Consider the following 12,926-nt stretch of genomic DNA (forward strand, 5'->3'; position numbering starts at 1 on the left):
CTACTTACTGATCGCGGTACATCTCCGCGACCAGGAACGCCAGGTCGAGCGACTGGCTGCGGTTGAGCCGCGGGTCGCAGGCCGTCTCGTAGCGCTGGTGCAGGTCGTCGACGAAGATCTCGTGGCCGCCGCCCACGCACTCGGTGACGTCGTCACCGGTGAGCTCGACGTGGATGCCGCCCGGGTGGGTGCCGAGCGCCTTGTGTACCTCGAAGAAGCCCTTGACCTCGTCGAGCACGTCGTCGAAGCGGCGGGTCTTGTGGCCGGAGGCGGCCTCGAAGGTGTTGCCGTGCATCGGGTCGGTGACCCAGGCGACGACGGCACCGGAGGCGGTGACCTTCTCGACCAGCTCGGGGAGCTTGTCGCGGACCTTGTCGGCGCCCATGCGGACGATGAAGGTCAGCCGGCCCGGCTCGCGGTCCGGGTCGAGACGGTCGATGTAGGTGAGCGCCTCGTCCACCGAGGTGGTCGGGCCCAGCTTGATGCCGATCGGGTTCGCGATCTGCGCGGCGAACTCGATGTGGGCGTGGTCGAGCTGCCGGGTGCGCTCACCGACCCAGACCATGTGGCCGGAGGTGTCGTACAGCTTGCCGGTGCGCGAGTCCGTACGGGTCAGGGCGCCCTCGTAGTCGAGCAGCAGCGCCTCGTGGGAGGCGTAGAACTCGACGGCCTTGAACTCGGCGGGGTCGGTGCCGCAGGCCTTCATGAAGTTCAGGGCGTTGTCGATCTCGCGGGCGAGCGCCTCGTAGCGCTGGCCCGAGGGCGACGACTTCACGAAGTCCTGGTTCCAGGCGTGCACCTGGCGCAGGTCGGCGTAGCCGCCGGTGGTGAAGGCGCGGACCAGGTTGAGCGTGGAGGCGGACGCGTTGTACATCCGCTTCAGGCGCTCGGGGTCCGGGATCCGAGCCTTCTCGTTGAAGTCGAAGCCGTTGACCGAGTCGCCCCGGTAGGTCGGCAGCGTCACGCCGTCGCGGGTCTCGGTGCCCTTGGAGCGGGGCTTCGAGTACTGGCCGGCGATGCGGCCGACCTTCACGACGGGCACGGAGGCCGCGTAGGTGAGGACGGCACTCATCTGGAGCAGCGTCTTGAGCTTGGCCCTGATGTGGTCGGCGGACACGGCGTCGAAGGCCTCGGCGCAGTCGCCGCCCTGGAGGAGGAACGCCTCGCCACGGGCGACGGCTCCCATCCGGGCGCGCAGCTGGTCGCACTCGCCGGCGAAGACGAGCGGAGGATACGACTCGAGGTCCGCGATCACATCGCGCAGAGCCTCGGCATCGGGGTACTCGGGCTGCTGCGCCGCGGGCAGGTCTCGCCAGGTCGCCTTGGCGACGGCGTGGGTATCAGCGTTCACGGTCACATGGACCACATTACGGGGTTCTTCGTCCGGTCCTGTCCGTCTGCCCAGTGGCTGAGACGGGCGCCTGAAATGTCACACGGGGATCTTCGCGCCATCGGGTGGTGTTAACCTCTGGCCCGTTTAACAAGAGCAAAGTCGAATCCGCAGGGGTGGGGCGTGACGCAGAGGCACCGCAAGGACCGCAAGAAGAAACGACTCTTGTACGGAGCGGGGGCGGCCGTCGTCGCCACCGCCACGATCGGCACCCTCGCGGTCGCCTCGCCGAGCCTGCTCGGCGCGACGGGGAACGGCAGACCCGGGGCCGACACCTCCCTCCAGCAGCAGTTCGCAAACGCGGCGCGCGAGTTCGACGTGCCGCAGAGCGTGCTGATGGCGGTGTCGTACCGCCAGACCCGGTGGGAGTCGCACGAGGGGCAGCCCAGCACCACGGGCGCGTACAACGTCATGGGGCTGACGAAGGTCGACCCGGAGGACGTCGAGCAGGACACGGTCGAGCAGCTGCTCGACCTGATGAACCGCAGCGGCGATCCTCGGATCGAGAAGCGGTTCGACGGGAAGAAGGCCCTGGCGGCCCTTCCCGAGAAGAAGGTCGACACCTCCAGCCCCGCGCTGCACACCCTGGACAAGGGCGCCGAGCTGATCGACGGCTCGACCGACACCGTCCAGAACGACAGCGAGGCCTCGATCCGGGCCGGCGCGGCCCTGCTCGCCGACTACCAGAAGCAGGCCGGCGCGGAGCTGTCCGACGACCCGGGCGCCTGGTACCCGGCCGTCGCGCGCTACAGCCAGTCCTCGGACCGGAAGGGCGCGGACCTCTTCGCCAAGCGCGTCTTCGAGTCCATCAGGACGGGTGAGCGGGAGGTCACCGCCGACGGCGAGCAGGTCGTCCTGCCGGCGGACCCGTCGGTGGAACCGGTCAAGCCCTCGAACGTGCCGCTGACCGCGAGCGCCACGGCGGCGAACGACACCCCGGCGGTCGAGTGCCCGACCGGAGCCACCGCTCCCGTCTGCACGTTCATCCCCGCCGCGTACTCGCAGAACGACGGCAACTACAACATCGCGAGCCGCGGCACGGGCGGCTTCGACGTGCGCCAGATCGTCATCCACGACATCGAGGGCACGCACGACGGCGCCGTGGCGGTCTTCCAGAACCCGCTGAGCTACGCGAGCGCCCACTACATCGTCCGCGCCGACGGCCGCGTGACGCAGATGGTGGAGACCAAGAACGAGGCGTACCACGCCGGCAACAAGACCCTCAACATGCACTCGATCGGCATCGAGCACGAGGGCTACGCCATCAAGGGCGACGCCGGCTGGTACACCGAACCGGAGTACGAGTCCTCCGCGGCCCTCGTGAAGTACCTGGCCGCGAAGTTCTCCATCCCGCTGGACCGCGAGCACATCATCGGCCACGACGACGTGCCGAGCATCCTGGACAGCCCGGTCCAGGACCACTGGGACCCGGGCCCGTTCTGGGACTGGAACCACTTCATGACCCTGGTGGGCGCGCCCACCGGTTCCGACGGCGCGGGCGGCCTCCTCCGGGCCGGTCAGCTCGTCCGGATCGTCCCGCCCTTCACGTCGGCCAACCAGCAGGCGATGAAGTACACCGAGAAGGTCGGCGACCAGAACGTCACCAAGACGACCGTCCCCCTCCCGGTGAACTTCGGCTACCTGTACTCGGAGCCGGTGGCCGACCAGGCGAAGGCGCTCACCGACCCGTACGTCTCGGCGAACTGGCAGGAGGGCGCGAACTGGACGAACAAGGTCACGGCCGGCAGCACCCACGTCGTCGCCGAGTCCCGCACCGACTGGACCGCCATCTGGTACGGCGGCAAGAAGGCCTGGTTCCACAACCCCGGCGGCCAGTACACGGCCCCGGTGGGTGTGAAGACGGCGATCACCGCCAAGGACGGCGCCACCTCGATCCCGGTCTACGGCCGCACCTACCCCGAGGACGCCGCCTACGCGGGCACCGGGGTCCCGGTGCAGAGCAACAACAGCGCGTCGCTGACGAAGTACAGCCTCCCTGCCGGGCAGCTGTACGCGAAGGCGGGTGACGCCGTCCCGGGCGACTACTACTACAGCGCCTACGACAAGGACGGCATCCGGGTCGTCGGCACGACCAACGTCTTCGTTCCGATCCGCTACAACCACCGCATGGCGTGGGTGAAGGCGAGCGACGTCAAGGAGGTCGCGACCCAGCCCGCCGTCACCGCCACCAACCGCTACAACCTCCTCGCCCGCGACGCCTCCGGTGTCCTCTGGCAGCACCAGGGGAGCGGCAGCGGCGCCGCGCCGTTCCTGGCGCGGTACCGGGTCGGCGGCGGCTGGCAGGTCTACAACGCCATCACCCCGCTGACGGCCCTCCGGGCCGACGGCACCGGTGACGCCGTGGCCCGCGACGCCTCCGGCGTCCTCTGGTACTACCAGGGCAGCGGCAACCCGTCCGCGCCCTTCAAGGCGCGCCTGCGGACCGGCGGCGGCTGGCAGATCTACGACCGGATCACCGGCGTCCGCGACCTCACCGGTGACGGCCGGCCGGACGTGATCGCCCGCGAGAAGTCGGGGGCCCTGTGGCTGTACAAGGGCACCGGCACCCCGGCCACGCCGTTCGCGGCCCGGGTGAAGATCGGCACGGGCTGGCAGATCTACAACGACATCGTCAGCACCGGCGACCTCACCTCGGACGGCAAGGCGGACCTGATCGGCCGCGACTCCACCGGCACGCTGTGGCTGTACAAGGGCACCGGCAGCGCCACCGCCCCGTACGCCGCCCGCGTCAAGGTGGGCAACGGCTGGCAGATCTACAACAGCATCACCGGCCCCAGCGACCTCACCGGTGACGGCAAGGTCGACTTCGTGGCCCGTGACGGCGCCGGCGCGCTCTGGCTGTACCAGGGCACCGGCAGCGCCACCGCCCCGTACGCCGCGCGCGTGCAGGTCGGTCCGGGCTGGCAGGGGTACAACCTGATCTTCTGATCAGGGGATCCACCGGCCCCGGGGCCCGTTCGGCACCGTCCGCGGTGCGGAACGGGCCCCGTTCCGTCGTCGGGCTGGGTTACAGTGCTCGCATGTCGTACGCCTCGCAGATCCAGAACTGGTGGTGGACCGCTCATCCGGCGGCCCACTGATCGCGCGTACGACTGACTCGCGAAGGCCGCCCGAGGGGCGGCCTTTCTCGTACCCGGGCCGTTCCTCCTCTCCGTACTCCCCGGAAGGAACGACCCGCCCCATGGACCTCTCCCGTCTCCTCGACGCCTCCTGCCCGCACTTCGCCCTGCTCCGCCGCCGCACCCCCGGCCGCGACCACGACACCGTCGAGGTGCTGATCGGCCGGGTCCACGAGGCCGAGCGCCTCGCGGAACTGCCCGTGGGCCCGCGGCCCACGCTCGCCCTCGTGCCGTTCCGGCAGATCCGCGAGCGCGGCTTCGACGTGCGGGACGACGGCACCCCGCTCTCCGTGCTCGTCGCCGACGAGACCCACGAGCTGTCGCTCGACGAGGCCCTCGCCGCGCTGCCCGCCCACGAGGTGCGCGTGGAGGACGGCGGCTTCGACGTCTCCGACGAGGCCTACGCGGAGACCGTGCGGCGGGTCATCGACGAGGAGATCGGCTCCGGCGAGGGCGCCAACTTCGTCATCCGGCGCACCTACACGGGTGAGATCCCGGGCTTCGGGCGGGCCGACGCGCTGGCCCTGTTCCGGCGGCTGCTCACCGGCGAGCGGGGCGCGTACTGGACGTTCGTGGTGCACACCGGGGACCGGACGCTCGTCGGCGCCAGCCCCGAGGTGCACGTGCGGATGTCGGGAGGGACGGTCGTGATGAACCCGATCAGCGGCACGTACCGCTACCCGGCCGGGGCCGCCCCCACCGCGGAGGACCTGCTCGCCTTCCTCGCCGACCGCAAGGAGACCGAGGAGCTCTCCATGGTGGTGGACGAGGAGCTGAAGATGATGTGCACGGTCGGCGACATGGGCGGCGTGGTGGTCGGGCCCCGGCTGAAGGAGATGGCCCATCTCGCGCACACGGAGTACGAGCTGCGCGGGCGTTCCTCGCTGGACGTGCGGGAGGTGCTCCGGGAGACGATGTTCGCGGCGACCGTGACCGGGTCCCCGGTGCAGAACGCCTGCCGGGTGATCGAACGTCACGAGCCCCTCGGGCCGGACGGGGTCGCGCGCGGCTACTACGCGGGCGCCCTCGCCCTGCTCGGCACGGACGCGAGCGGGGCGCAGACGCTGGACTCGCCCATCCTGATCCGCACCGCCGACATCGCGTCCGACGGCCGGCTGCGGGTGCCGGTCGGGGCGACGCTGGTGCGGCACTCGGACCCGGCGGGCGAGGTCGCCGAGACCCACGCGAAGGCGGCGGGCGTCCTGACGGCGCTCGGAGTGCGGGAGGGCCGTCCGGCACCGGCGGCGGACGCCGCCGGGACGGCGCGGCTCGCGGACGACCCCCGGGTGCGGGCCGCGCTGGACGCGCGCCGCGCGGACCTCGCGCCGTTCTGGCTGAAGATGCAGGTCCGCTCGGCGGAGCTGGCGGGGCACGCGCTCGTGGTCGACGCCGAGGACACCTTCACCGCCATGCTGGCGCACGTGCTGCGCTCCTCGGGTCTCGAGGTGTCGGTGCTGCGCTACGACGAGCCGGGGCTGCGGGAGCTGGCGCTCGCCCACGAGGGGCCGGTCGTCCTCGGGCCGGGGCCGGGGAACCCCTCGGACGCCGGGGACCCGAAGATGCGCTTCCTGCGCGGCCTGACGGCGGAGCTCGTCCGGGGGCACCGCCACGGCCTGCTGGGCGTCTGCCTCGGGCACGAGCTGATCGCGGCCGAACTGGGCCTGGACATCGTCCGCAAGCGGACGCCGTTCCAGGGGGCGCAGCTGCGGATCGACCTCTTCGGTCAGGAGCGGACGGTCGGCTTCTACAACAGCTTCACCGCCCGCTGCGACGACCGGGCGGCGACGGAGCTGGCGCTGCACCGCATCGAGGTGAGCCGGGACGCGGAGACCGGTGAGGTGCACGCCCTGCGCGGACCGGGCTTCGCCGGGGTGCAGTTCCACCCGGAGTCGGTGCTCACCCTGGACGGCGCCGCGCTCACCGCCTCGCTGCTCGCGGGGGTGCTGGTCTAGGGCGCGCCGGGAGGTCTAGGGCGTGTCGTCACACTCCCGTCGTCGCCCGGAGGGCGGCCCCGCGGCGTCTGGTGCGTGCTCTCGGTGCGCCGGGTGGAAGCACGCGTACTGGACGTACTCGGCTTTCGCCCGGTGCGGCGAGAGCGCGTGCCAGGCGCCGCGGGGCAGACGGGAGTGTGACGACACGCCCTAGCGGATCCTCGGGACCAGGACGTTCTCGCTGCGGCGCCCGGCGATGTGGTCGAGGACGTTCTGGAGGGTGGTGTCGATGATCTGGCCGACCGCGTCGGCGGTGTAGTACGCCTGGTGGGAGGTGACCACCACGTTCGGGAAGGTGACCAGGCGGGCCAGGGTGTCGTCCTCGACGACCTCCAGGGACTTGTCGAGGAAGAAGAGCCCGGCCTCCGCCTCGTACACGTCCAGGCCGACACCGGTGAAGCGGCCGGCCCGGAGCTCGGTGACGAGGGCCTCGGTGTCGATGAGCCCGCCTCGGCTGGAGTTCACCAGGATGGCGTCGTCCTTCATGGTCTTGAGGGCGGCGGCGTCGACGAGGTGCCGGGTGGCGGGGAGGAGCGGCACGTGGAGGCTGATGAGGTCGGCCTCGGCGAAGAGCCGTTCCTTGTCGACGTACTCCATGCCGAGTGCCGCGCAGACGGGGTTCTCGGCGACGTCCCAGCCGAGCAGGTTCATGCCGAAGCCCTGGGCGATCCGGGTGAAGGCCTCGCCGATCTTCCCGGTGCCGAGGACGCCGACGGTACGGCCCCGCAGGTCGCGGCCCATCAGTCCGTCGAGGCGGAAGTCGAAGTCTCGGGTGCGGTTGGAGGCGCGGACGATCCGGCGGTTGACGGCCAGGGCGAGCGTCCAGGCGAACTCGGCGACGGAGTACGGCGAGTAGGACGAGACGCGGGCGACGGTGATGCCGAGGCGCTCGGCGACCTCCAGGTCGATGTTGTTGAAGCCCGTGGAGCGCTGGGCGATCATCTGGGTGCCGCCGGCCGCGAGGGTCTGGAGGACGCGGTGGTCCAGATGGGCGTTGACGCTGGTGGAGACGATCTCGTAGCCGGCGGCGATGGGGGCGGTGTCCTCGCTGAGGAAGACGCTCACGCAGCGGACGTCGTGGTGTCCCGCGAAGGCCTGCTCGATGAGGGGCTTCTCGTCCGCCTGTACGCCGAATGCCAGGATTTCCACGCGTTTCCCCTCAACGTCACGATGGGCCGTATATCGGCGAATATACGACCCGTCGTGGCGCGCGGCCGTCTCAGGCGTCGTCGAGTCCCCGCTCGATGGCGTACCGGACGAGCTCGACGCGGTTGTGCAGCTGGAGCTTGCCCAGGGTGTTCTGGACGTGGTTCTGCACCGTGCGGTGCGAGATCACCAGGCGCTCGGCGATCTGCTTGTAGCTGAGGCCCTTGGCGACGAGGCGCAGGACCTCGGTCTCGCGCTCGGTGAGCTGCGGGGCCTTCGGCTCGTCGGCGCCGGCCGCCGGGGCGGGCTCGGAGGCGAGCCTGCGGTACTCGCCGAGGACCAGGCCGGCCAGGCCCGGGGTGAAGACGGGGTCGCCGACGGCCGTCCGGCGCACCGCGTCGATCAGCTCCTCCGTACTGGCCGACTTGAGGAGGTAGCCGGTGGCCCCGGACTTCACCGCCTCCAGGACGTCGGCGTGCTCGCCGCTCGCCGAGAGGACGAGGACCCGCAGCTCGGGCCTGCCGCCGACGAGCTCCTTGCAGACCTGGACGCCGGGCTTGACCGGCAGGTTCAGGTCCAGGACGAGGACGTCGGGCGCGGCCGCGGCCGCGCGGCGCACGGCCTGCTCCCCGTCGCCGGCGGTGGCGACCACCTCGAGGCCCGCCTCGGCGAGGTCGCGGGCGACCGCGTCCCGCCACATCGGATGGTCGTCGACGACCATCACCCTGATCCGCTGCTCGCTCACTTCTCTCCTGCCTTCCCCCGTGGGACCTTCAACTCGACTTCCGTGCCCTGGCCCGGGACCGAGATCAGCTCGGCCGAACCGCCCAGGTCCCGCAGTCTCCCCCGGATGGACAGGGCGACGCCCATCCGGCCCTCGCCCCAGGCCTCGGCGAGACGGCCCTCGGGGATGCCGGGGCCGTCGTCCCGGACGGTGACGATCACCTCGTCCGGCCAGTCCTCGATCAGGATCCACGCGTGCGCGCCCTCGCCCGCGTGCACCCGGACGTTGTCCAGGGCGGCGCCGACGGCACCGGCCAGCTCGCGCGCGGCGGGCGGCGGCATGAGGACCGGGGCCCCCGGCTCGGAGAGGGTGACCAGGGACCCGGCGCGCGGGGCGAGCAGCACGCGGAGGTCGACGGGGGTGGCGTCGTCCTCCTCGTCGTCCACCTCGACGACCCGGACGAAGGCGCCCTCGGACTCGTCCTCGGAGACCAGGCTGGGCCGGGTGAGCCCGCCCGCGACGAGGGTGCGGAGGGCCACCTCCTGCTCCCCCGCCATCCGGCCGAGCTCGGCGGCCTCGCCGCCGAGGGCCGTGCCGCGCCGCTGCACCATCGCGAGGACCTGGAGGACGCTGTCGTGGATGTCGCGGGCGAGCCGCTCCCGCTCCCGGGTCGCCGCCTCGATCTCCAGGGCGCGGGCGAGGGTGCGCTCGGAGGCACGGGCGACCTCGACGACGTAGCCGATGGCGATGGAGGCGACCCAGACGAGGAGCACGTTGTGCAGGGTGTCCCGGCTGGGGTGCCCGCGCTCGACGATGTTGGCGACGGCGACGATCGAGGAGGCGACGCCGGCCCAGCGCCAGCCGCCCTTGATCGCGAACGCGAGGACGGAGCCCGCCGTCCATATCGACGGCAGGGTGGGGCCGTCGACCGACTGGGCCTGGGCGTCGGCGAGCGGGGTGAGGAGGATGCCGACGAGCGCGACGGTGAGGTCGGCGCCGAGGAAGCGCTTGGTGCAGCTGGCCGCGTTCGCCACCTTGGGCAGCGTGGCGAGGGTCCAGCAGCAGAGCACCGCCAGGTAGACGACGGCGATCCAGGGCCGCTCGTACCGCTCCCGGCCGAAGACGACCAGCAGGACCGCGTAGACCATCGTCAGGACGCGGTAGCCGGTCAGCGCACGCCACAGCGGCTGCTCGACCGACATGCGCACGACACGCTCGCGCTTGGCCAACTCCCCCACCCCCCGGACGACCCCTCGCGGGGTCCTACGCGCCGGACTCTTCCCGCGCGGCGATCTCGGCCTTGACGGCCTCCTTGGCCGCCTTCTCCGCGTCCGCGATCTGCCGCTTGGCGGCGGTCGCGTAGATGTCGACGTACTCCTGGCCGGACAGCTTCATGATCTCGTACATGACCTCGTCGGTCACCGAGCGGAGGATGAAGCGGTCCCCCTCCATGCCCTGGTAGCGGGTGAAGTCCAGCGGCTCGCCGATCCGGATCCCCGGGCGCATCAGCTTGGGGACGACCTTGCCGGGCGGCTGGATCTTCTCGGTGTCGATCATGGCCACCGGGATCACGGGCGCGCCGGTGGCCAGGGCCACGCGCGCCAGACCGCCGGGCTTGCCCCGGTAGAGGCGGCCGTCGGGCGAGCGGGTGCCCTCGGGGTAGATCCCGAAGAGCCCGCCGCCCTCGATGACCTCGATGCCGGCCTTGATGGCCGCCTCGCCCGCGCCCCGGGCGCCCGAGCGGTCCACCGGGAGCTGGCCGACGCCCTTGAAGAAGGCCGCGGTGAGCTTGCCCTTCACCCCCGGGGTGGTGAAGTACTCGGCCTTGGCGATGAAGGTGACCTTGCGGTCCAGGACGGCGGGGAGGAAGAAGGAGTCCGAGAAGGACAGGTGGTTGCTGGCGAGGATCGCGGGTCCCTCGGCGGGGATGTTCTCCAGACCCTCCACCCAGGGCCGGAAGGCAAGCTTCAGGGACCCGCCGATGGAGAACTTCATTGCGCCGTAGATCAACTCGCCATGCCTTCCGTGTGCCGTCGCCACGACTTTATCCCGTACCGGCGTACGGCCCCCGCTACGGCCCTGGTCGGTGTCGGTCCGGTCGCGTACCGTGAAGGTCCTTCCCCATCGCCGTCGCTCCGGCGCACCCCGAGGACGCCGGAGTCGCAACCGAACAGGAGACCCCGGTGCCGGTCCCTCCCGGAGCCGAGCCGTACCGCCATGAGGGCGGAGAGGTCGGCGTCCTTCTCTGTCACGGATTCACCGGTTCCCCGCAGTCGCTGCGCCCGTGGGCCGAGTACCTGGCCGAGCGCGGTCTGTCGGTCTCGTTGCCGCTGCTGCCCGGCCACGGCACCCGCTGGCAGGACATGCAGCTGACCACCTGGCACGACTGGTACGCGGAGGTGGACCGGGCGCTGCGCGAGCTGCGGGAGCGGTGCCGGACCGTCTTCGTCTTCGGCCTCTCCATGGGCGGGGCCCTGACCCTGCGGCTCGCCGCCCAGCACGGCGACGCGGTGCGGGGCATCGTCCTCGTCAACCCGGGCAACAAGGTGCACGGCCTCGCCTCGCACGCGCTGCCCGTCGTGCGGCACCTGGTCCCCTCCACCAAGGGCATCGCCAGCGACATCGCCAAGGAGGGCTCGGTCGAGATCGGCTACGACCGGGTGCCGCTGCACGCCGCGCACTCCCTGCGGCAGTTCTTCCGGACGGTGGACGCGCAGCTCCCGCAGGTCACCCAGCCGGTCGTCCTGCTGCACAGCCCCGAGGACCACGTGGTGCCGCCCGTCGACTCGGCCCGGATCCTCTCCCGCATCTCCTCGACGGACGTCCGGGAGATCCTGCTGGAACAGAGCTACCACGTGGCGACGTTGGACCATGACGCGGAGCGGATCTTCGACGAGAGCCTGGCCTTCGTCGAGCGTCTGGCCCCGGATCTGGTCGACGGGAAGGGGAGCAGGAGCGGTGGCTGAGCAGCAGGACGGCGACGGGCGGGAGCCGCAGCCCATCGACGAGGAGGCGGCCTGGGCCGCGATCGTCGCCGGGTACGGCGAGGAGCCCGCGGACCCTCCGGGGACGAAGCCGTTCCGGCCGGTCGAGAACCTGTCGCTGCCGGAGCCCGAGGACGCGGACGAGGACGGCGGCGGAGCGGAGGTCCGGCCCGTCAAGGGCACGACCTGGAAGCCGAGGCCCAAGCCGGCCGAGCCCGTGCCGGAGTCGGGGTCGGAGCCGGAGTCGGAGTCGGGCGAGGCCCCGGAGGCGGGCCCCGAGCGGCCCGCGCTCGGCAGCTCGATCGTGTTCGCGCCCGGGGTGCGGGCCGGTGGCCCCCGGGACTACTCGCCGGCCGAGCCGGATGACGCGCCGGGCGGCTCCGACGAGGGCCACTTCGTCCCGCCGGAGCCGCCCCCGCTCCCCGAGGCGGACGCGACGGCCAAGTTCGCCTGGCTCGGGGTCGTCGGCGGCCCGGTCCTGATGCTGCTCGCGGTCCTGCTCCAGTGGGACATGACCTGGTGGCTGACCACGCTCTGCGTCGGCGGCTTCCTGGGCGGCTTCGCGACCCTGGTGGCCCGGATGAAGCACGACGACGAGGACGACGACGGCTTCGACGACCCGGGCCGCGGGGCGGTCGTCTAGGCCGTCGCCGCCCCACGACCGGGGCGGCGCGCCCGCCCCGGTCGTGGGGCGGGCGTCCAGGCCCTCGCGGTCCCGCGCCCCGGCCCCGTCGAAGCCCTACGAGGCGGTGGTCCGGGCGGCGGGCACCCGGATCGCCGCCAGCACCGGAAGGTGGTCGGTGGCGGCCCTGAGGTCCGCCGGGTCGAGGCCGGTGGGGACCCCGCAGCCGAGGAACTCGATGCCCGGGGTCGCCAGGATCGCGTCGATGCGCTGGTGCGGGTCGGCGGGGGTCGAGGTGTGCTCGCCGCCCCAGGGGCTGACCTCCCAGCCGTCCCGCAGCTCCTTCGTGAGGCGGCTGAAGGCGGGGCCCCCGGGGCGCTCGTTCAGGTCGCCGGCGACGAGCACGTGCGGGGTGCCGAGGGCGGCGACCCGGTCGAGGACCATCCCCGCCTGGGCGTACCGCTCGTCCTTCCGCAGGCTCAGATGGCAGCTGACGAGCCCGAGCCTGGCCCCGCCGAAGCGGACGACGGCGGTCGCGAGGCCGCGCCGGTGCAGGCCCGGGGTGAGCGGCAGCAGCACGTCCTCGGTCCGCTCCACGGTGGCCCGCAGGGAGCAGAGCAGCAGCGGCCCGGCCGCGGTGGCGCCGCCGCTCAGGACGACGAGCTCGCTCTTGGCCGCGAGCCGGGCGGCGTGTTTGCGCCAGCGGAAGAAGCGCGGGGCCTCCTGGACGAGGACGAGGTCCGGGGCGCAGGCGCGGATCACCCGGGCGAGGGCGTCCTCGTCGTCGCGCATCGAGCGGACGTTGTAGCTCAGCACCCGGAGGACGGCCGAACCGTCGTTCTCGGTGCGGGAGTTGGGCAGCTCAATGATCGCCATGACGGCCAACATACGACGACCGCCCGCCGCGTCCGAGAGGACGCGGCGGGCGG

The 12,926-nt window shown here is 72.0% G+C and carries 11 protein-coding genes; 5 read left to right on the forward strand and 6 right to left on the reverse strand.

What is annotated here, in order from left to right; translation table 11 throughout:
* Positions 1-4 precede the first annotated feature (4 nt).
* Positions 5-1,351 (reverse strand): class II 3-deoxy-7-phosphoheptulonate synthase, encoded by a 1,347-nt coding sequence (locus ACFYXU_RS08435; protein WP_329856764.1) that lies wholly within the window; start codon positions 1,349-1,351, stop codon positions 5-7.
* A 162-nt stretch (positions 1,352-1,513) separates the two neighbouring features.
* Here ACFYXU_RS08435 and ACFYXU_RS08440 point away from each other — a divergent pair, with 162 nt between their 5' ends.
* The 3 genes from ACFYXU_RS08440 to ACFYXU_RS08450 all read left to right on the forward strand — a co-directional run bounded on the left by ACFYXU_RS08440 (position 1,514) and on the right by ACFYXU_RS08450 (position 6,482).
* Positions 1,514-4,339, forward strand: coding sequence for an N-acetylmuramoyl-L-alanine amidase (locus tag ACFYXU_RS08440; RefSeq protein WP_389456959.1), 2,826 nt, complete (start codon positions 1,514-1,516; stop codon positions 4,337-4,339).
* Positions 4,340-4,431: 92 nt separating this feature from the next.
* Entirely contained in the window at positions 4,432-4,491 is a 60-nt protein-coding gene (locus tag ACFYXU_RS08445; RefSeq protein ID WP_352019211.1) for a trp operon leader peptide, read from the forward strand.
* A 101-nt stretch (positions 4,492-4,592) separates the two neighbouring features.
* Entirely contained in the window at positions 4,593-6,482 is a 1,890-nt protein-coding gene (locus ACFYXU_RS08450) for an anthranilate synthase family protein (protein WP_389456961.1), read from the forward strand.
* Positions 6,483-6,671: 189 nt separating this feature from the next.
* Here the strand turns inward: ACFYXU_RS08450 and ACFYXU_RS08455 are convergent, their stop codons facing one another.
* The 4 genes from ACFYXU_RS08455 to ACFYXU_RS08470 form a co-directional block, all read right to left on the reverse strand.
* Complete coding sequence (locus ACFYXU_RS08455) at positions 6,672-7,670, reverse strand: 2-hydroxyacid dehydrogenase (RefSeq protein WP_329856769.1); 999 nt, start codon at positions 7,668-7,670, stop codon at positions 6,672-6,674.
* Positions 7,671-7,740: 70 nt separating this feature from the next.
* Positions 7,741-8,388, reverse strand: a complete 648-nt coding sequence (locus ACFYXU_RS08460; RefSeq protein ID WP_389457567.1) for a response regulator — start codon at positions 8,386-8,388, stop codon at positions 7,741-7,743.
* Positions 8,389-8,408: 20 nt separating this feature from the next.
* Entirely contained in the window at positions 8,409-9,620 is a 1,212-nt protein-coding gene (macS, locus tag ACFYXU_RS08465) for a MacS family sensor histidine kinase (protein WP_389456963.1), read from the reverse strand.
* 34 nt (positions 9,621-9,654) lie between these two features.
* Entirely contained in the window at positions 9,655-10,386 is a 732-nt protein-coding gene (locus ACFYXU_RS08470; protein ID WP_376512093.1) for a lysophospholipid acyltransferase family protein, read from the reverse strand.
* Positions 10,387-10,574: 188 nt separating this feature from the next.
* On the opposite strand from ACFYXU_RS08470, the gene ACFYXU_RS08475 reads away from it, so the two are divergent.
* Both ACFYXU_RS08475 and ACFYXU_RS08480 read left to right on the forward strand, forming a co-directional pair.
* Positions 10,575-11,357 (forward strand): alpha/beta hydrolase, encoded by a 783-nt coding sequence (locus ACFYXU_RS08475; RefSeq protein ID WP_389456965.1) that lies wholly within the window; start codon positions 10,575-10,577, stop codon positions 11,355-11,357.
* Positions 11,350-12,018, forward strand: coding sequence for a hypothetical protein (locus ACFYXU_RS08480; protein ID WP_384574666.1), 669 nt, complete (start codon positions 11,350-11,352; stop codon positions 12,016-12,018). Before ACFYXU_RS08475 ends, ACFYXU_RS08480 begins: the two co-directional genes overlap by 8 nt.
* Positions 12,019-12,114: 96 nt before the next feature.
* On the opposite strand, the gene ACFYXU_RS08485 is transcribed toward ACFYXU_RS08480, so the two are convergent.
* Positions 12,115-12,873: an endonuclease/exonuclease/phosphatase family protein gene (locus tag ACFYXU_RS08485; protein WP_389408244.1), complete on the reverse strand. Its 759-nt coding sequence runs from the start codon at positions 12,871-12,873 to the stop codon at positions 12,115-12,117.
* Positions 12,874-12,926: the final 53 nt, after the last annotated feature.

The organism is Streptomyces sp. NPDC002232, assembly GCF_042890295.1.
GTDB lineage: Bacteria > Actinomycetota > Actinomycetes > Streptomycetales > Streptomycetaceae > Streptomyces.